We start from the raw sequence: 17752 nt of genomic DNA, 5'->3' as shown, positions 1-17752 counted from the left end.
GCTCAGTGCCCCCGCTTCACCCACTCCTCCAGGTGCGGGGCCTCGGCGCCGATCGTCGTGCCGTCGCCGTGCCCGGTGCGGACCTCGGTCCGCGGAGGCAGCGTCAGCAGCCGCTCCCGGATCGAGTCGACGATGGTCGGGAAGTCGGAGAACGACCGGCCGGTGGCTCCGGGGCCGCCCTGGAAGAGGGTGTCGCCGGTGAAGACCGTGCCGTGCTCCCCCAGGTCCGGCGCGTACAGGCAGACCGCGCCCGGCGCGTGCCCCGGCGTGTGCAGCACGGTCAGGTCGACGCCGCCGACGGTGAGGACCTGACCGTCGGCCAGGGACTCCTCCGGCGCGCGGTCCGGGTGGGTCTGCTTCCACAGCGGCAGGTCGTCCGGGTGCAGGTGGACGGGGGCGCCGGTGCGGGCGGCGAGGGCCGGGGCGGCGTCGATGTGGTCGTTGTGCGCGTGCGTGCAGATGATCGCGCGCAGCGTACGGCCGTCGAGCGCGTCGAAGATCGCGTCGGCGTCGTGCGCGGCGTCGATGACGACGGCCTCGATGTCGTCGCCGACGATCCACACGTTGTTGTCGACGTCCCACGTGCCGCCGTCGAGCGCGAACGTGCCGGAGGTGACCAGGTGGTCGATGCGCGCCGCCATCAGAGCGTCACCACCGAACGCAGTACGTCGCCCTGATGCATCCGCTCGAACGCCTGCTCGACATCCTCAATGCCGATGGTCTCCGTCACGAAGCCCGCCAGGTCGATCCGGCCCTGCTGGTGCAGGTCGACCAGCATCGGGAAGTCACGGGACGGCAGGCAGTCGCCGTACCAGGACGACTTCAGCGCACCGCCGCGGCCGAACACGTCCAGCAGCGGCAGCTCCAGCTTCATCTCCGGCGTCGGCACGCCGACCAGGACCACCGTGCCGGCCAGGTCACGGGCGTAGAACGCCTGCCGGTAGGTCTCCGGGCGCCCCACCGCGTCGATCACCACGTCGGCGCCGAAGCCGCCGGTCAGCTCGCGGATCGCCTCGACCGGGTCGGCGGCGCGCGAGTTCACGGTGTGGGTGGCGCCCATCGTCTTGGCCATGGACAGCTTGCGGTCCTCCACGTCCACGGCGATGATCCGCGACGCGCCGGCCAGCCGGGCACCGACGACCGCCGCGTCCCCCACGCCGCCGCAGCCGATCACCGCGACGGAGTCGCCGCGGCCCACGGCACCCGTGTTGATGGCCGCGCCGATGCCGGCCATCACGCCGCAGCCCAGCAGCCCGGCCACGGCCGGCGAAACCTCGGGGTCGACCTTGGTGCACTGGCCCGCCGCGACCAGCGTCTTGTCGGCGAACGCGCCGATTCCGAGGGCGGGCGTCAGCTCCGTCCCGTCCTTCAGTGTCATCTTCTGCTTCGCGTTGTGGGTGTCGAAGCAGTACTGCGGCCGGCCCCGCTTGCAGGCGCGGCACTTGCCGCACACCGCTCGCCAGTTCAGGATCACGAAGTCCCCGGGCGCCACATCGGTCACGCCCTGCCCCACGGCCTCCACGACACCCGCCGCCTCGTGCCCCAGCAGGAACGGGAACTCGTCGTTGATCCCGCCCTGCTTGTAGTGCAGGTCCGTGTGGCACACTCCGCACGCCTGCACCTTCACCACGGCCTCGCCCGGCCCGGGATCCGGCACCAGGATCGTCTCCAGCCGCACCGGCTCGTTCTTCCCCGGCGCGATGACGCCACGCACTTCCTGTGCCATCGGGACAGCTCCCTCCAAAGATCACGTACGGGATCAATACGGTACGCGTCCGCGGCGCCGGAAGCGCCGCTCGGCCGGCCGCCGCGACCCGCCGCTCACCAGCGCGGCACCCGTGGCGTCACCCACTCCGGGTCGGCGGCCCGCATCGCCGCCGCGTCGTCGCGGTCGCGGAGCGTGCCGTCGTCGGAGAGCCAGCGCCCGTGGAGGGCCGCCAGGCGGTCACGGTCCAGTGTGACGCCGAGGCCCGGGGCGTCGGACACCGGCAGCGCGCCGTCCGTGAAGGTGAGGCGTTCGGTGAGGACGTCCTCCGTCTGCCACGGGTAATGGGTGTCGCAGGCGTACCGCAGGTCGGGAACGGTCGCGGCGACGTGGGTCATCGCGGCGAGGCTGATGCCGAGGTGGGTGTTGGAGTGCATGGACAGGCCGACGCCGAAGGTCCGGCAGATTGCGGCGAGTTCGCGGGTGCTGCGCAGGCCGCCCCAGTAGTGGTGGTCGCAGAGGACCACCTGTACGGCGTCTCGGGTGAACGCTTCGCGGATCTCCGCGAAGGTGGTCACGCACATGTTGGTGGCGAGCGGCAGGTCCGTACGGGACGCGACCTCGGCCATGTGGGTGGTGGTGCTGGTGGGGTCCTCCAGGTATTCGAGGACGTCCTGGAGCTCGTGGGCGGCCTTCAGGGAGGTCGCGACGCTCCACGCGCCGTTCGGGTCGAGGCGCAGCGGGCGGCCGGGGAAGGCGGTGGCCAGGGCCCGTACCGCGGCGATCTCCTGCGCCGGTTCGAAGACGCCGCCTTTGAGCTTGAAGGAGCGGAAGCCGTACGTGTCGTGGAAGCGGCCGGCCTGCGCGACGACGCCGGGCGGGTCGAGGGCCGCGCCCCAGTCGTCGGGTTCGCCGCGGCCCCCGGGGTGCCCGGCCCAGCGGTAGAAGAGGTAGGCGCTGTAGTCGACGCGGTCCCGGACCTTGCCGCCGAGCAGGGCGTGGACGGGCAGGCCGGCGTGCCGCCCCCAGGCGTCCAGGCAGGCGACCTCGAAGCCGGAGAGGACGGACAGCCGCAGCTTGTCGGCGGTCTGCACGCCGCGCAGGCCGCCCGCGGTGACGTCCTCGGCCCCGGTGGCCGCCGGGGAGTCGCCGCAGACCTCGGCCGCGAGGCGGGGCAGCGCGTTCAGGTCCGTGACCGGGCGGCCGATCAGTGCGTCGGCCAGCGGGCGCGCGAGCGCGAGGTACCGGGTGTCGCCGTAGGTCTCGCCGAGACCGGCCGCACCGCCCGCCGTGATCACTTCGATGATCAGGCGGGGGGTGTAGGGCTGGTGGACGCCCTGGGTGTTCAGCAGCGGCGGGTCGGCCACGAGGATGGGGGTGAGGTGGATGGCGGTGATGGTGGTGGGGGCGGCCGGGACCGCTGGGTCCACCGGCGTCCGCTCCGTCTGCGTATGTAGACGCGATCCGTCCATGGGGACGGAGGGTAGGGAGGCGGAATGAGGGGCGTCAATGGGCGGCGGCGGAAGCACGCCGGGCGCCTTCCGTCCCAGCCTTTACCAACCATTGAATCTTCGCGCGTAGATCGGCACATAAATGCTCTGTTAAATCTAGGTGGCCCCCACCGGTCCATCTAGGAGCAGCACATGCGCCACCCCGTCCTCTCCCGTCGCCGCGTCCGCCTCGGCGCCCTGGCCGCCACGGCGGTCCTCGCCGGTACCGCGGCGTTCGGCGCCGGCCAGGCCACCGCCGAGCACTCCGTACCGCGTACGGACAAGGAGATCCCCAACCTCACCCAGGTGCAGGACCGGATCAAGGCGTACTACGGCGACACGGTGACCGCTGACGGGCAGCATTACGCCTCGCCGCGCAGCAACTACGCCAAGCAGATGCGCGGCATCACGGACTCGGCCCGGCGCTACCTCGCCAAGGCCGCCAAGGCCGCCAACAAGCACCACCACGGCAAGAAGCCCGCCATCGTCCTGGACATGGACGACACTACGCTGCTCACGTACAACTACGAGCTCCAGGTCGGCTTCCACCACACCGAGGCGGCCCAGGACAAGTACCTGGCGAGCACCGACATGGAAGCGGTCTACGGCATGGACCGCCTCGTCAACTGGGCGCACGGCAAGGGGTACGAGGTCTTCTTCGTCACCGGCCGCAAGGAGGCGCAGCGCGAGTGGAGCGTGCGCAACCTGAAGAACGTCGGCTACGGCGTTCCGCTCGACCGCACGCACGTCTACCTCAAGGACAAGAAGAACCCGCCGGCCTACCTGCCGTGCGGCGCCAACTGCTCGACGGTCCAGTTCAAGGCGGGCACCCGCAAGCACATCGAGTCCAAGGGCTTCGACATCGTCGCCAACTTCGGCGACCAGTACAGCGACCTGAACGGCGGCTACGGCGACAAGACGTTCAAGCTGCCGAACCCGATGTACTTCCTTCCCTGACCCGCCAGGGCACCCCAGCCGGGAAGCTCCTCAGGCGCGCCTGGGCACCGGGACGCGCATCAGGTCGCGGGCGATGGTGAGTTCGCCCGCGAACCCCGCCTCCCGGGCCTGGCGCTCGAACTCCGCCGGGTCGGAGTACCGCTGGGAGAAGTGGGTGAGGACCAGGTGGCGTACGCCCGCGTCGGCCGCGGCGCGCGCCGCCTGGCCCGCCGTCAGGTGCCCGTGGTCCTCGGCCAGCCGGACGTCCTCGTCGAGGAACGTCGACTCGATGACGAGCAGGTCGGCGCCCTCGGCGAGGGCGTGCACCCCGTCGCACAGCCGGGTGTCCATGACGAAGGCGAAGCGCTGGCCCCGCCGAACCTCGCTGACGTCGTCGAGGGTGACGCCGTTCAGCTGCCCCTCGCGCTGGAGCCGGCCGACGTCCGGGCCCGCGATGCCGTGCGCGGCGAGCCGCTCCGGCAGCATCCGGCGCCCGTCCGGCTCGACCAGCCGGTAGCCGTACGACTCGACCGGGTGGGAGAGCTTGCGCGCCTCCAGGACGTACGACGGGGTACGGGCCAGTACCCCGTCGGCGGCCACCGGCTCCTCGCCCAGCCGCACCGTCTCGCGGTAGGCGGTGGCGTACCGCAGCCGGTCGAAGAAGCGTTGGCCGCTCGCCGGGTAGTGCGCGGTGACCGGATGCGGCACCCGGTCGAGGTTGATGCGCTGGATGACCCCGGCGAGCCCCAGCGAGTGGTCGCCGTGGAAGTGCGTGACGCAGATCCGGTTCAGGTCGTGCGCGGCGACCCCGGCGCGCAGCATCTGCCGCTGCGTGCCCTCGCCGGGGTCGAACATGATGCCCTCGCCGTCCCAGCGCAGCACGTAGCCGTTGTGGTTGCGGTGCCGGGTGGGCACCTGGCTGGCGGTGCCGAGGACGACGAACTCGCGTACGGACACGGTGGTGCGGCTCCCGGTCCGGCCGTCAGACCAGGCGCTGGAGGTCGCGCCCGCCCAGCACGTGCGCATGGGCGTGGAAGACGGTCTGGCCCGCGCCCGGACCGGTGTTGAAGATGATCCGGTAGCCGGTCGAGTCGACCTTCTCGTCGACCGCCACGGCCGCGGCCTCGCTCAGCACCTCACCGGCGATCCGCGGCTCGGCGGCGGCCAGCTCCCCGGCGTTCGCGTAGTGCACCTTGGGAATCACCAGGACGTGCGTCGGCGCCTGCGGGCTGATGTCCCGGAAGGCGATCGTCGTCTCGGTCTCCCGCACGATCGTCGCGGGCACCTCGCCGGCCACAATCTTGCAGAACAGGCAGTCGGCCTGCGGTTCTCCCGCCACCGGTGGGCTCCTCCCGGGTCGCGGCCGGTGCACGGCGGCCCGTTCGTCCGGAGCCGTCCCGCACCGCGCCGTGTCACGTCACGATCACGTCTACGGGACCGGATGTTACCGGGCCGCCCGTGCGGGGCGGCGCGGTGGTCGGTGGCGCCATGATCAGTGGTGGGCTGCCCAGGTGTTCTCCTGGTCGGGGTGCTGCTGGTCCTGATGGTCGTTCTGGTGGTCGTCCTGACCGTCGTGGCCGTCGTTCTGACCGTCGTCGTGTCCGCCCTGGCCGTCGTGGTCGTGCGAGCCGTCCGAGCAGGTCTCGCTGGGGGACGGGTCCGGATCGGGATCCGGGTCGGGGTCCGGCTGCGCCGTGACCGTGACCGTGACGGGCGGGGTGTCCGGCGGTTCGTCGGACGTGTGGCCGATGCTGGGCGGCTGGACGGTGTGCGTGACGGTGGGCCGTGACGTGCCGGTCGGCTCGTCCGCGTCGCAGTCGCCGAGCACGCCCACCTGGAAGACGACCTGCCCGGCGACCCGCGCGGTCAGCCTGCCCCGTACGCAGTGCCCGTCGACCCCGGAGGTGACCCAGCCGGTGATGGTGATCTTGCTGCCGCGGGCGGTCTGGCCCTGGCAGTCGACGGTGGCGACCGCCTTCCGGGTCGCGGTGGCCGTCGGGTTCGAGGTGGCCCGCTGGTCCCCCCGGAGCGTCGCCGTACAGCTCAGCCAGCTCACGTTGACACCGGCCGCCTCCAGCGCCCGCGTCCCCGCCTGGTCGGTGGTGACGGCGACCGACGAGGTGTTCAGCCCGCCGGCCGGCTCGCAGGCGGTCACCCCGACGATCGCGGCGCCCGCGGCGCCCAGCACCGCCAGCAGCCTGCCGCGCCGGGTGCCGCCGAACCGGTGCCGGCCGGTCCGCGCGTGCCGCACCCGGCCGTGCCGTACGTCTCGTACGCGCCCTATGGCCCCCATGTCCGGCAGCTTCCCACCGCCGCACGCGGACCAACAGTCCCGGCTCGGCCAGTGTGCGCGGCGGTGCGTACGGCACCTCCGGGTCCGCCGTCCGGACTGCCGCGTTCCGCCCGGCCGGGCCCGCGGCACGCCGCGCCGTCTTCACTAAGCTGATCAGGCACAGACCTCCATCGCCCACGACCAGGAGTCATCCACCATGGCAACCACCCGTACCGCCGCCACCCACTGGGAAGGCAACCTCATGGAGGGCAAGGGCAGCGTCGCCCTCGCCTCCTCCAACGTCGGCACGTTCGACGTGAACTGGCCGGCCCGCGCCGAGCAGCCGAACGGCGTCACCAGCCCCGAAGAGCTGATCGCGGCCGCCCACTCCTCCTGCTACTCGATGGCCTTCTCGCACGGCCTCGCGGGCAAGGGCTACACCGTCGCGGCGCTGGACACCAAGGCCGACGTGACCTTCCAGCCGGGCGAGGGCATCACCGGCATCGTGCTGACCGTCAAGGCCAGCGTGCCCGGCCTGTCCGAGGAGGACTTCCAGGCCGCGGCCGAGGACGCGAAGAAGAACTGCCCGGTGAGCCAGGCGCTGGCCGGCGTCAAGAACATCACCCTCCAGGCCGAGCTGGTCTGAACCGGTGGCGGGGCCGCGGCGGCGCGAAACCGCCACGGCCCCGCCGTTGCCTCACACCTGGCGCGCCGTCAGCTCCAGCGCCCGGTACGGCCCAGCAGCAGCGCCGTGGCCGCCGTACCCGCCGTCGACGTCCGCAGCACGCTCCACCCGAGCCGGTACGCCTTGGCGCCCGCCTCCTCGAAGGCCGCCAACTCCTCCGGCGAGACGCCCCCTTCGGGGCCGACCACGAGCACGATCCGCCCGCTCGACGGGAGTTCGGCGGAAGCCAGCGGCGCGCTCCCCGCGTCCCGGTCCTCGTGCAGTACGGCGGCGAAGTCCGCCTCCGCGAGCAGCGCGGCGACCTGCTTGGTCGACATCAGGTCGGCGACTTCGGGAAACCGCAGCCGACGCGCCTGCTTGCCCGCCTCGCGGGCGGTATTGCGCCACTTGGCGAGGGACTTCGCGGCCCGCTCGCCCTTCCACTGGGTGATGCAACGGGACGCGGCCCACGGGACGACGGCGTCCACGCCGGTCTCCGTCATGGTCTCCACGGCGAGTTCGCCGCGGTCGCCCTTGGGCAGCGCCTGTACGACGGTGATGCGCGGGGCCGGGTCCGGCTCGTCCTGCGTACCGGTCACCTCGACGACGAGGCGGTCCTTGCCCTCGGCTGCCCGCACCACGCCCACCGCGCCGCTGCCGTGCCCGTCCGTCAGCACCACGGGTTCGCCCGCGCGGAGCCGCCGTACGGAGACCGCGTGCCGGCCTTCCGGCCCGTCCAGCACGGCCTCCCCCGTGCCCGGCACGCTGTCGACGAGGAACACCGGTGCCGTCACAGTGCGCCTCCGAGCTCACCCGGGAGGCCCGGACCGGCCTGACGGCTCTCCGGCGAACCGGATTCCCGCACGCCGTCCCGGCCCGGTCCGGCGCTCGCCGACTCCAGTTCGGCCATCAGCACCTCGACCAGCTGCCCGGCCGGGAGCTGTCGCGCCATCCGGTGCCCCTGGCCCGCCCACAGCGCCATGCCCTGCGCGTCGCCGCTCCTGGCGGCGGCCTTGCGCAGGCCGGAGGTGAGGTGGTGCACGGCCGGGTAGGCGGCCGGGGCGTACGGGCCGTGCTCGCGCAGGAACCGGTTCACCAGGCCGCGGGCCGGGCGCCCGGAGAAGGCCCGGGTCAGCTCCGTACGGGTGAACAGGGGGTTGGTCATCGCTTGTTTGTGCAGCGCGTCGGCGCCCGACTCCGGGGTGACCACGAAGGCCGTACCGAGCTGCGCCATCGCCGCGCCCGCCGCCAGTACCGCGGCGATCTGCGAGCCGCGCATCAGGCCGCCCGCCGCGATGATCGGTATCTGCACGGCCTCGCGCACCTGCGCGATCAGCGACAGCAGCCCGACCCCGGCGCCGGTGCCGTCGGCCTGCGGGTCGTCGCGGTGGGTGCCCTGGTGGCCGCCGGCCTCCACGCCCTGCACGCAGACCGCGTCGGCGCCGGACCACTGCGCGGCCTGCGCCTCGGCCGCCGTGGTGGCGGTCACGATCGTGTACGTACCGACCTTGGCGAACCCGTCGAGGACGGCGCGGGACGGACACCCGAAGTGGAACGAGACGACCGGCACCGGGTCCTCACGCAGGATGGCCAGCTTCGCCTCGTACCCGTCGTCGACGCCGCCGTACGGGTCGATGTCGTCCAGCGGCGTCTCGTACCAGGCCGACTCGCCCGCGAGCTGCTCCCGGTAGACCTCGACGGCCGCGTTGTCGGCGAGCGAGGGCTGCGGCATGAAGAGGTTCACGCCGAAGGGGCGGTCGGTGAGCCCGCGCAGCTGCTTGATCTCCTGATACATGCCGTCCGCGGTCTTGTACCCGGCGGCCAGGAAGCCGAGCCCGCCGGCTCCGCAGACGGCGGCGGCCAGCTCCGGGCGGGCGACGCCGCCTGCCATGGGGGCCTGCGCGATCGGATAGCGGCAGAGATCGGTCAGCGCTGTGGGCATGACCACATCGTGTCACGCCGCACGCGGGGTCCCGAACCGGGGCCGGACGCACCAAGATCAAACACGTCCGGCGATCAGGGCACTTCGGACGGGGAACTTCGGACGGGGAACTTCGGACGGGAACGGCGAACGGCGGCCGGGCTGGAGAGCCCGGCCGCCGCCGTCCGTCGTATACAGGCTGCTACCGCCCGTTGCCGGGCCTACCCGGGGGACAACCCCCGGACCCCCGGCGGGACAACACGCCTACCGCCCGTTGAACGCGTCCTTGAGCCGCGAGAACAGGCCCTGCTGCCCCGGCTGGAACTGCCCCGTCGGGCGCTCCTCGCCGCGCAGCTTGGCGAGCCGCCGCAGCAGCTCCTCCTGCTCCGCGTCCAGCTTCGACGGGGTGATGACCTCGACGTGCACGATGAGGTCGCCGCGCCCGTTGCCGCGCAGGTGCGTGACGCCGCGGCCGTGCAGCGGGATCGACTGGCCGGACTGGGTGCCGGGCCGGATGTCGATCTCCTCCACGCCGTCCAGCGTCTCCAGCGGGCACTTCGTGCCCAGCGCCGCCGCCGTCATCGGGATCGTGACCGTGCAGTGCAGGTCGTCGCCGCGCCGCTGGAACGTCGGGTGCGCCAGCTCGTGGATCTCCACGTACAGGTCGCCGGCCGGGCCGCCGCCGGGGCCGACCTCGCCCTCGCCCGCGAGCTGGATGCGCGTGCCGTTGTCCACACCGGCCGGGATCTTGACCGTCAGCGTACGGCGCGAGCGGATCCGGCCGTCACCGGCGCACTCCGGGCACGGGGTCGGCACGACCGTACCGAAGCCCTGGCACTGCGGGCACGGCCGCGACGTCATGACCTGGCCCAGGAAGGACCGGGTGACCTGCGAGACCTCACCGCGGCCGCGGCACATGTCACAGGTCTGCGCCGAGGTGCCCGGCGCCGCGCCCTCGCCCGAACAGGTCGTACACACGACGGCGGTGTCGACCTGGATGTCCTTGGTGGTCCCGAAGGCCGCCTCGTCGAGCTCGATGTCCAGCCGGATCATCGCGTCCTGGCCGCGCCGCGTGCGGGACCGCGGTCCGCGCTGCGAGGCGGTGCCGAAGAACGCGTCCATGATGTCGGAGAAGTTGCCGAAGCCCGCGCCGAAGCCGCCGGCCCCGCCGCCGCCACCCGCCTGCGAGAGGGGGTCGCCGCCGAGGTCGTAGACCTGCTTCTTCTGCGGGTCCGACAGCACCTCGTAAGCGGCGTTGATCTCCTTGAACCGCTCCTGGGTCTTCGGATCCGGGTTCACATCCGGGTGCAGCTCGCGGGCCAGCCGCCGGAAAGCCTTCTTGATCTCGTCCTGCGAGGCATCGCGTCGTACGCCCAGGACCGCGTAATAGTCCGTGGCCACTTACGACTCCGCGAGGATCTGTCCGACGTAACGTGCCACTGCGCGTACCGCTCCCATCGTTCCGGGGTAGTCCATGCGGGTCGGTCCGACCACGCCGAGTTTGGCGACTGCCTCGTCGCCCGAACCGTAGCCGACCGCGACGACCGATGTGGACGTCAGGCCCTCATGGGCATTCTCATGCCCGATGCGTACGGTCATGCCGGAGTCCTTGGCCTCCCCCAGCAGTTTGAGGAGCACCACCTGCTCCTCAAGGGCCTCCAGCACCGGCCGGATGGTCAGTGGGAAATCGTGCCCGAAGCGCGTGAGATTGGCGGTGCCGCCGATCATCAGCCGCTCTTCGGTCTCCTCCACCAGAGTCTCCAGCAACACCGACAGCACTGTCGAGACCGTGCCCCGGTCCTCCTGCTCGAAGGAGTCCGGGAGGTCCTGCACGAGCTGCGGCACATCCGTGAACCGCCGCCCCACCACGCGGCTGTTCAGCCGCGCCCGCAGGTCCGCCAAGGAGGTCTCGCCGAACGGCGCCGAGCAGTCGACCAAGCGCTGCTCGACACGGCCGGTGTCCGTGATCAGGACCAGCATCAGCCGGGCCGGCGCCAGCGACAGCAGCTCCACGTGCCGCACCGTGGACCGGGTCAGCGACGGGTACTGCACGACGGCGACCTGCCGCGTCAGCTGCGCCAGCAGCCGTACCGTACGGCCCACGACGTCGTCCAGGTCGACGGCGCCGTCCAGGAAGTTCTGGATGGCGCGCCGCTCTGGGCTGGAAAGCGGCTTGACGCCCGCCAGCTTGTCGACGAAGAGGCGGTAGCCCTTGTCCGTCGGGATGCGTCCGGCGCTCGTGTGCGGCTGGGCGATGAAGCCCTCGTCCTCCAGCGCGGCCATGTCGTTGCGGACCGTGGCCGGGGAGACACCGAGCTGGTGCCGCTGGGTCAGCGCCTTGGAGCCGACCGGCTCCTCGGTACCGACATAGTCCTGGACGATGGCGCGCAGCACTTCGAGTCTGCGTTCACTGAGCATCGCGCACACCTCCAGTCCGGCCGTGTCACCGGCGCGTGGCCGGGTTCTTCGGGGTCGTCTTCCCTGGCACTCATCAGGTCCGAGTGCCAGACCCTGACCAAGTGTACGGCCGGGTCACCTGGGCAGGGCAAGGGCGGCGGTACCGGAGTCGTGCTCCGCGCTCCCGCGAAAGGCGTACCGCGGGCAGCGCCGGGCGCCCGGAACCCCCGGGTCCGGCGGGCAACGCTATCGCGATGCGGCTAGCGTCTCGGTATGCGTACGACTTGGGAAGAGGCCGGGTGGGAACGGCTCGGCGCGGGCGTCGGGCGCCGCCGGATGCCCGGCTGGGACGAGACGGTCGGTGCCGTCGCCGGCTCGTCCGGCGTGCTGATCGTCGACACCGGCGCCACCATCCGGGACGGCGCCGAACTGCGGCGGCAGCTGCGCGGCATCACGGGGCGGAACGTGACACACGTCGCGCTGACCCACCCCCACTTCGATCACGTCCTGGGCACCGCCGCCTTCGCGGGCGTCCAGGTCTTCGGCGCGGCCGGACTCGACGAGTTCCTGCCGCGCGCCCAGGACGACCTGCGGCGCAGCGCGGTGTCGCACGGCGTGGACCCGGACGCCGCGGCGGAGGCCACCGACCACCTCGTCGGCCCGCACCACCTCGTCTCCGGCGAACGCACCCTCGACCTCGGCGACCGGCAGGTCCTGCTCGCCAACGTCGGACCCGGCCACACCGCGCACGACCTGGCCGTCCTCGTCCCCGGCACGCACGGCTCGCCCGAGGTCGTCTTCTGCGGCGACCTGGTCGAGGAGTCCGGCGCGCCGCAGGCCGGGCCCGACGCGATTCCCGGCCAGTGGCCCGCCGCCCTGGACCGGCTGCTGGCCCTCGGCGGGGAGGACGCGGTGTATGTCCCCGGGCACGGCGCTGCCGTGGATGCCCGATTCGTCCGTGAGCAACGCGACGCGCTGAGCCGCCGCTTCGGCGTGTCGCGGCACTGACCGGCCATCCCTTCTTATCGTCTGTCCAATGCGCAGCAGACAGTACGGCCCGGACCTCACCCCGCCGTGGAAGAAGCAGCAGCCGGCTCCCGAGGTCGAGGCGGAGCCGGACCTCGTCGTCGAGGAGGCCGGCACGGGCTTCTGCGGCGCGGTGATCCGCTGTGAGAAGACCGCCGAAGGCCCGACGGTCACTCTGGAGGACCGCTTCGGCAAACACCGGGTCTTCCCGATGGTCCCGCGCGGCTTCCTCCTGGACGGCAAGGCCGTCACCCTCGTACGGCCCACGGGCGGTACCGCCTCGCGCGGCCCGGCCCGCACGGCGTCCGGCTCCCTGGCCGTCCCGGGCGCCCGCGCACGGGTCGCCCGCGCCGGGCGCATCTACGTGGAAGGGCGCCACGACGCCGAGCTGGTGGAACGCGTCTGGGGCGACGACCTGCGGATCGAGGGCGTCGTCGTCGAATACCTCGAAGGCGTCGACGACCTCCCCGCCATCGTCCGCTCCTTCTCCCCCGGCCCGGACGCCCGCCTCGGCGTCCTCGTCGACCATCTCGTCCCCGGCTCGAAGGAGTCCCGCATCGCGGCATCGGTCACCGACCGGAACGTCCTGGTCGTCGGCCACCCGTACATCGACGTCTGGGAAGCCGTGAAGCCGTCCTCGGCCGGCATCCCGGCCTGGCCCTCCGTACCGCGCGGCCAGGACTGGAAGACGGGCGTGTGCCGCTCCCTGGGCTGGCCGGAGAACACCGGGGCGGCGTGGCAGCACATCCTCTCCCGCGTCCACTCCTACAAGGACATCGAGCCCGCGTTGCTGGGGCGGGTGGAGGAGTTGATCGACTTCGTTACAGCGCCGGAGTGAGCGGCCTCGGCTCCGTTACGGGCGGGAGTGGGGCCTGACGTCGGAGAGGGTCTGGAATGCGGTGGTGTCCAACTGGACGCCGAGGAGGCCCAGCGGCATGGGTGCACCGAACCTGGCGGTGCGCTGCACCGCGTAGTCGGCGTTGTCACCGGTGCCGGTGGGCTCGGTGAGCAGGACACACCGGGCCATGGCGGGATCGATGATCAGATAGGCGGGGACCCTGCCTGCGGCGTAGATGTTGCGTTTGACACGGTGGTCGCGGTCGACGCTGGTCCGGGAGACGACCTCGACAAGCATCATGACCGCCTCGGACGGTACGAGTCGCCCGGACGCGGGACCGGCGCCGCGCTCCAGGACCACCAGGTCCGGCTGAGGCTCGCTGGCCTCTTCGGGAGTCCCGGCGTCCTCGAACCGCAGATGCTCCCAGCACCCCTCCGGGGTGCGGTCCTCGCCCCTGCGGACACCCCGGTGGGGGACCACACCGGGACCGGCCGACAGCACGATCTCCCCCCGCAGAAGCTCCGCCTTGTATCCCTCGGGAACCTCAAGGCCCTTGAAGAAGGCGACAAGGGGCTGCGGGACCGGTGGCTGCGGCTCACTCCCCTCCCGCGGGGACGGGACTCCCGACGTCCGCGGACGGTGCCGACGCTCGTGCGGGAGCTGATCCGCCACGGACGCGACGATGTCGTCGTGGACACGGTCCGGGCCCGGCGAGATCAGGATCTCGCCCCAGAGGAGCTCCTTCCTGCACCCCTCCGGAACTTCCAGCCGCCGGAAGAACCCGACCACGTCGGTGATCGGCCGACCGTCCACCTCGTCCATCCCGCGCCCCCTCCGCATCCCCACCTATGTCGAGCGCAGCCTAGGGACGCACCGGAGGGGACGGCCGCAGCTACGCCCGCCCTTCACCCCGCCGAGTGATCAGTCCACCAGATCCCGCACCACCGCGTCCGCCAGCAGTCGCCCTCGCAGGGTCAGGACGGCGCGGCCCTCCTCGTACGGGCCGGGCTGCAGGAGGCCGTCGGTGAGGGCGCGGGCGGCTGCCTTGGCGCCTGTCGGGGCGAGGAGGTCCAGGGGGCAGCCGGCCGCAAGGCGGAGTTCGAGGAGGATGCGTTCCACGCGGCGGTCCTCGTCGGACAGGATCTCGCGGCCCGCGCCGGGCGACCGGCCCTCGCCGAGCGCCTGCGCGTACGCGCCGGGGTGCTTCACGTTCCACCAGCGGACGCCGCCGACGTGGCTGTGCGCGCCGGGGCCCGCGCCCCACCAGTCGGCGCCCGTCCAGTACAGCTCGTTGTGGCGGCAGCGGCCCGCCTCCGTGGTGGCCCAGTTCGAGACCTCGTACCAGTGGAAGCCGGCCGCGGCCATGGCCTCCTCCGTGATCAGGTAGCGGTCCGCGTGCACGTCGTCGTCGGTCATCGGCACCTCGCCGCGCCGGATCCGGCGGGCCAGCTGGGTGCCCTCCTCGACGATCAGCGCGTACGCGGAGACGTGGTCGGGCGCCGCGCCGAGCGCCGCGTCCAGGGTGGCCCGCCAGTCGTCGTCGGACTCGCCGGGCGTGCCGTAGATCAGGTCGAGGTTGACGTGCTCGAAGCCCGCCGCGCGGGCCTCGGCGACGCACGCCTCCGGGCGGCCCGGTGTGTGCGTACGGTCGAGGATCTTCAGGACGTGCTGCCGGGCGCTCTGCATGCCGAAGGAGACCCGGTTGAAGCCGGCCTCCCGCAGTTCGGCCAGGTAGCGCGGGTCGACGGACTCCGGGTTGGCCTCGGTGGTGATCTCCGCACCGTCCGCCAGCCCGAACTCGTCCCGGATCGCGGCGAGCATCCGTCCGAGGTCGGCGGCCGGGAGCAGGGTCGGTGTGCCGCCGCCGACGAACACCGTCTCGACCGGCCGGGGGTCGTCGCCGAGCACCTTGCGGGCGAGCCGGATCTCCTCGGCGACCGTGTCCGCGTAGTTCTCCCGCGAGGCGAGCGCGCCGCCCGAACCGCGCAGCTCGGTGGCCGTGTACGTGTTGAAGTCGCAGTAGCCGCAGCGCGTCGCGCAGTACGGCACGTGCAGGTAGAACCCGAGCGGCCGGGCGCCCGCGCCGGTCAGGGCGTGACCGGGCAGCGCCCCGTCTTCGGGCATGGGCTCACCGTCGGGGAGTGCGGAAGGCATGTCTTCCATTGTCCGGCATCCGGTGGGGAGCCCGGCCCGGCGGTCGTGGACGGCCCGGCCACCCCTGCCACCCCGGCCGCTACTGCTGCCCCGGCAGCCCCGGCAGCTACTGCTGCCCTTGCCCCGTCGCCTGGAGCACCAGCATGGCCAGGTCGTCGTCCGGAGGTGTGGCCGCGAAGTCGTGCACCGCCCGCCGGATGTGCTCGGCGACCGCGGTGGCTCCCAGGCCGGTGCAGGCGGCGAGGTGGGCGGCCAGGCCGTCATCGTCGTCGAACTGGCGGTGGCCGGAGCGCCGCTCCGTCACGCCGTCCGTGACGCACAGCAGCGTCTCGCCGGGGGCCAGCTCGAAGGACTCGGACTCGTACGAGGTGTCCTCCACCACTCCGACCAGCATCTGCGGCGCGGCGGCGACCCGCACCGCACCGTCCGTGCCGAGGATCAGCGGCAGCGGGTGCCCGGCGCTGGCCAGGGTGCACCGGGCGCCCGCCGTCCCGTCGGCGTGCGGCTCGATCTCGCCGTACAGCAGGGACAGGAAGCGGGTCTGCTCGCCCTCTGCACGCAGTTCGAGGGAGGGGTCCATGCCGCTGCCCGCCGCCGCGACCGCCGCCGTGACGGCCGCCACCGAATCCGCGGCCTCCCGCGCCATGGTCTTGTTGAGCCGGTCCAGCACCTCTCCGACGCCGAACCCGTCGCGGGCCAGCAGCCGCAGGACGGGCCGGGCGAGGCCGGTGACCGCCGCGGCTTCCGGGCCACTGCCGCACACGTCACCGAGAGCGAAGCACCAGCGTCCGTTCCCGGCGTGGAACAGGTCCCAGAAATCGCCGCCGGCCCAGGCGCCCTCGCGTGGTTCGTACACCACGGAGGACTCCAGGCCGGGGACGGCGGGGCGGCCCCTGGGCAGCAGGCGGCGTTGCAGCACCTGGCTGATCCGCTCCTGATTGCGGTACGCGCGTGCCGTGGCCAGAGCACGGGCCACCCGACGGGTCAGGTCCTCTATGAGGCCCACGACCTCGTCGGGGAAGCGCATCAGCCCGGCCCGCCCGATCAGCAGGGTGCCCTGGTCGCGGCCGCCCGCCGTCAGCCGGCAGGCCAGCGCGGCGCCGCCGGGCCCGTACCCGCTCGGCTCCTGGGGCCAGGGCCAGGGCACCGCGGCCCCGGCGCCGTCCCGCTGCGGGCCGGGCACGGGCATCACCGGCGGGTCTTTCTCCAGGGCCATGCGCAGCGCGTCGATGCGGCTCTCGCTGGAATGCCAGACGCGGGCGAGGCGCGGGGCCTCGCCCGCGCCCTCCCGGCCGCCGTCGCCGTGCAGCCAGACCGCGCACCAGTCGGCGAGGCGCGGTACGACCAACTGGGCGGCGAGCAGAGCCACCTGCTCCTCGTCGAGCTGCCCGGACAGCAGGTCGGAGGCCTCCGCGAGGAAGGACAGGGCGCCGTGGTTGATCCAGTCCGCTTCGGTCCGGCGCGTCGGGGACCGCCGGACGGGCGCGGGAGCCAGCAGTTCGGCGGCCCGCAGGCCGCGCTGCAACTCCAGGTCGTGGTGGGAGAAGCTGGCCGGCGGTCCGTAGCCGCGGTGCCGCGGGCCGCACAGGAGCCGGAACCACACGGTCTTCAGCTCGCGCCGGTAGGTGATGCCCCAGGACTCGGCGACCGCGCCGACCAGTTGCAGGCCGTGGCCCCTGCTCTCGTTCTCGGAGACCGACTGGCGCGCCCGTACGGCGCGTGCCGGGTGGTGGTCGGACACCTCGATGACGACGGCGGTGCGCGGGGCGGACGCGTCTGTGTCCGCGTCCGTGTCCGCGTTCGCGTCCGTCTCTGTGTTCGCGTCCGCCTTCGCGTCGGCGTCGGCCTTCGTTGCCGCTCGTGGTTTCGCTTTGGCTGCTGCTGGTGTCGATTGGGCTGCTGCCGGTTTCGATTCGGCCGTCGGTTCCTCTTCGGCAACCGATTCCAGGCGGCACAGCAGCTCCACGGCCGTCCCCGCGTGCACCACGACGTTCGTGACCAGCTCGCTGACCAGCAGGACCGCCTCGTCGGCGAGGCGGTTGCCGATGGCATCCGCGCCGGGCAGCGACTGGGTGAGCCAGTCGGCCAGGACGGCCCGTACGAACTGGCGTGCCGCCGCCGCGGCACGCGGATTGCCGGGCAGGCTCGACCGGCGGACGCTGTCCAGCCCGGCGGGCGCGGGATCGGCGTGCGGGGCCGGGCGCTGTCTGCGGGACAGCGCCGCGGCGGACCGTGCGGAGGGCGGGGTGGCGGGCGGTGCGGAAGGTGGCGTGGAGGGTGGTGTGACGCGTGATGAGGAGGGTGGGGTGGCGGGCGGAGCAGGCGTTTCCGGCCCCGGCTTCCGCATCC

The 17752-nt window shown here is 72.7% G+C and carries 17 protein-coding genes; 4 read left to right on the top strand and 13 right to left on the bottom strand.

The genetic code is table 11. From position 1 onward, the window contains the following. Positions 1-2 precede the first annotated feature (2 nt). From A6A06_RS13750 to A6A06_RS13740, 3 genes are all read right to left on the bottom strand, one after another. The gene (locus A6A06_RS13750) at positions 3-641 is read right to left on the bottom strand and encodes an MBL fold metallo-hydrolase (RefSeq protein ID WP_073761486.1); all 639 of its coding nucleotides are present in this window, start codon (positions 639-641) and stop codon (positions 3-5) included. After that, positions 641-1726: an S-(hydroxymethyl)mycothiol dehydrogenase gene (locus tag A6A06_RS13745; RefSeq protein ID WP_073761485.1), complete on the bottom strand. Its 1086-nt coding sequence runs from the start codon at positions 1724-1726 to the stop codon at positions 641-643. The genes A6A06_RS13750 and A6A06_RS13745 overlap by 1 nt, the downstream gene beginning before the upstream one ends. A gap of 95 nt (positions 1727-1821) precedes the next feature. Next, positions 1822-3177 (bottom strand): glucarate dehydratase family protein, encoded by a 1356-nt coding sequence (locus A6A06_RS13740; protein WP_079193998.1) that lies wholly within the window; start codon positions 3175-3177, stop codon positions 1822-1824. A 171-nt stretch (positions 3178-3348) separates the two neighbouring features. Here A6A06_RS13740 and A6A06_RS13735 point away from each other — a divergent pair, with 171 nt between their 5' ends. Next, positions 3349-4152: an HAD family acid phosphatase gene (locus tag A6A06_RS13735; protein WP_073761483.1), complete on the top strand. Its 804-nt coding sequence runs from the start codon at positions 3349-3351 to the stop codon at positions 4150-4152. 30 nt (positions 4153-4182) lie between these two features. Here the strand turns inward: A6A06_RS13735 and A6A06_RS13730 are convergent, their stop codons facing one another. The 3 genes from A6A06_RS13730 to A6A06_RS41645 all read right to left on the bottom strand — a co-directional run bounded on the left by A6A06_RS13730 (position 4183) and on the right by A6A06_RS41645 (position 6424). Beyond that, positions 4183-5088, bottom strand: a complete 906-nt coding sequence (locus A6A06_RS13730; protein WP_073761482.1) for a ribonuclease Z — start codon at positions 5086-5088, stop codon at positions 4183-4185. 25 nt (positions 5089-5113) lie between these two features. Beyond that, complete coding sequence (locus tag A6A06_RS13725) at positions 5114-5470, bottom strand: histidine triad nucleotide-binding protein (RefSeq protein ID WP_073761481.1); 357 nt, start codon at positions 5468-5470, stop codon at positions 5114-5116. A gap of 153 nt (positions 5471-5623) precedes the next feature. Then, positions 5624-6424, bottom strand: a complete 801-nt coding sequence (locus tag A6A06_RS41645) for a hypothetical protein (RefSeq protein WP_199930857.1) — start codon at positions 6422-6424, stop codon at positions 5624-5626. Between the two features lie 196 nt (positions 6425-6620). Between A6A06_RS41645 and A6A06_RS13715 the strand changes: the two genes are divergently transcribed. Continuing rightward, positions 6621-7049 (top strand): OsmC family protein, encoded by a 429-nt coding sequence (locus A6A06_RS13715; protein ID WP_073761479.1) that lies wholly within the window; start codon positions 6621-6623, stop codon positions 7047-7049. Positions 7050-7117: 68 nt separating this feature from the next. Here the strand turns inward: A6A06_RS13715 and A6A06_RS13710 are convergent, their stop codons facing one another. The 4 genes from A6A06_RS13710 to hrcA all read right to left on the bottom strand — a co-directional run bounded on the left by A6A06_RS13710 (position 7118) and on the right by hrcA (position 11406). Further along, positions 7118-7861, bottom strand: coding sequence for a 16S rRNA (uracil(1498)-N(3))-methyltransferase (locus tag A6A06_RS13710; RefSeq protein ID WP_073761478.1), 744 nt, complete (start codon positions 7859-7861; stop codon positions 7118-7120). Continuing rightward, entirely contained in the window at positions 7858-9009 is a 1152-nt protein-coding gene (locus A6A06_RS13705) for a nitronate monooxygenase (protein WP_073761477.1), read from the bottom strand. Before A6A06_RS13705 ends, A6A06_RS13710 begins: the two co-directional genes overlap by 4 nt. 243 nt (positions 9010-9252) lie before the next feature. After that, positions 9253-10389: a molecular chaperone DnaJ gene (gene dnaJ, locus A6A06_RS13700; protein WP_073761476.1), complete on the bottom strand. Its 1137-nt coding sequence runs from the start codon at positions 10387-10389 to the stop codon at positions 9253-9255. Continuing rightward, positions 10390-11406: a heat-inducible transcriptional repressor HrcA gene (hrcA, locus tag A6A06_RS13695; protein WP_073761475.1), complete on the bottom strand. Its 1017-nt coding sequence runs from the start codon at positions 11404-11406 to the stop codon at positions 10390-10392. 252 nt (positions 11407-11658) lie between these two features. Between hrcA and A6A06_RS13690 the strand changes: the two genes are divergently transcribed. Beyond that, positions 11659-12393 (top strand): MBL fold metallo-hydrolase, encoded by a 735-nt coding sequence (locus A6A06_RS13690; RefSeq protein ID WP_073761474.1) that lies wholly within the window; start codon positions 11659-11661, stop codon positions 12391-12393. A 28-nt stretch (positions 12394-12421) separates the two neighbouring features. Beyond that, the gene (locus A6A06_RS13685) at positions 12422-13249 is read left to right on the top strand and encodes a DUF3097 domain-containing protein (RefSeq protein ID WP_073761473.1); all 828 of its coding nucleotides are present in this window, start codon (positions 12422-12424) and stop codon (positions 13247-13249) included. Positions 13250-13264: 15 nt separating this feature from the next. Here A6A06_RS13685 and A6A06_RS13680 read toward each other — a convergent pair whose 3' ends face one another. The 3 genes from A6A06_RS13680 to A6A06_RS13670 all read right to left on the bottom strand — a co-directional run bounded on the left by A6A06_RS13680 (position 13265) and on the right by A6A06_RS13670 (position 17750). Further along, positions 13265-14071, bottom strand: coding sequence for a Uma2 family endonuclease (locus tag A6A06_RS13680; RefSeq protein ID WP_079193997.1), 807 nt, complete (start codon positions 14069-14071; stop codon positions 13265-13267). Between the two features lie 99 nt (positions 14072-14170). Then, positions 14171-15403 carry a radical SAM family heme chaperone HemW gene (gene hemW, locus A6A06_RS13675; protein WP_073762131.1) on the bottom strand — a complete coding sequence of 411 codons (1233 nt, stop codon included), beginning with the start codon at positions 15401-15403 and terminating at the stop codon, positions 14171-14173. A gap of 106 nt (positions 15404-15509) precedes the next feature. Next, positions 15510-17750 carry an ATP-binding SpoIIE family protein phosphatase gene (locus tag A6A06_RS13670; RefSeq protein WP_338015894.1) on the bottom strand — a complete coding sequence of 747 codons (2241 nt, stop codon included), beginning with the start codon at positions 17748-17750 and terminating at the stop codon, positions 15510-15512. Between the last annotated feature and the right edge of the window lie 2 nt (positions 17751-17752).

The organism is Streptomyces sp. CB02923 (assembly GCF_001905005.1).
In the GTDB taxonomy this organism is placed as follows: Bacteria; Actinomycetota; Actinomycetes; order Streptomycetales; family Streptomycetaceae; genus Streptomyces.
This window is presented reverse-complemented; position numbering and strand designations above follow the sequence as displayed.

What these genes read in the sequence shown, in the direction of transcription:
- A6A06_RS13750 (WP_073761486.1), bottom strand. Translation starts at nt 641, where the DNA reads ATGGCGGCGCGCATCGACCACCTGGTCACCTCCGGCACGTTCGCGCTC.
- A6A06_RS13745 (WP_073761485.1), bottom strand. Translation starts at nt 1,726, where the DNA reads ATGGCACAGGAAGTGCGTGGCGTCATCGCGCCGGGGAAGAACGAGCCG.
- A6A06_RS13740 (WP_079193998.1), bottom strand. Translation starts at nt 3,177, where the DNA reads ATGGACGGATCGCGTCTACATACGCAGACGGAGCGGACGCCGGTGGAC.
- A6A06_RS13735 (WP_073761483.1), top strand. Translation starts at nt 3,349, where the DNA reads ATGCGCCACCCCGTCCTCTCCCGTCGCCGCGTCCGCCTCGGCGCCCTG.
- A6A06_RS41645 (WP_199930857.1), bottom strand. Translation starts at nt 6,424, where the DNA reads ATGGGGGCCATAGGGCGCGTACGAGACGTACGGCACGGCCGGGTGCGG.
- A6A06_RS13715 (WP_073761479.1), top strand. Translation starts at nt 6,621, where the DNA reads ATGGCAACCACCCGTACCGCCGCCACCCACTGGGAAGGCAACCTCATG.
- A6A06_RS13705 (WP_073761477.1), bottom strand. Translation starts at nt 9,009, where the DNA reads ATGCCCACAGCGCTGACCGATCTCTGCCGCTATCCGATCGCGCAGGCC.
- hrcA (WP_073761475.1), bottom strand. Translation starts at nt 11,406, where the DNA reads ATGCTCAGTGAACGCAGACTCGAAGTGCTGCGCGCCATCGTCCAGGAC.
- A6A06_RS13690 (WP_073761474.1), top strand. Translation starts at nt 11,659, where the DNA reads ATGCGTACGACTTGGGAAGAGGCCGGGTGGGAACGGCTCGGCGCGGGC.
- A6A06_RS13685 (WP_073761473.1), top strand. Translation starts at nt 12,422, where the DNA reads ATGCGCAGCAGACAGTACGGCCCGGACCTCACCCCGCCGTGGAAGAAG.
- A6A06_RS13680 (WP_079193997.1), bottom strand. Translation starts at nt 14,071, where the DNA reads ATGGACGAGGTGGACGGTCGGCCGATCACCGACGTGGTCGGGTTCTTC.
- hemW (WP_073762131.1), bottom strand. Translation starts at nt 15,403, where the DNA reads ATGCCTTCCGCACTCCCCGACGGTGAGCCCATGCCCGAAGACGGGGCG.
- A6A06_RS13670 (WP_338015894.1), bottom strand. Translation starts at nt 17,750, where the DNA reads ATGCGGAAGCCGGGGCCGGAAACGCCTGCTCCGCCCGCCACCCCACCC.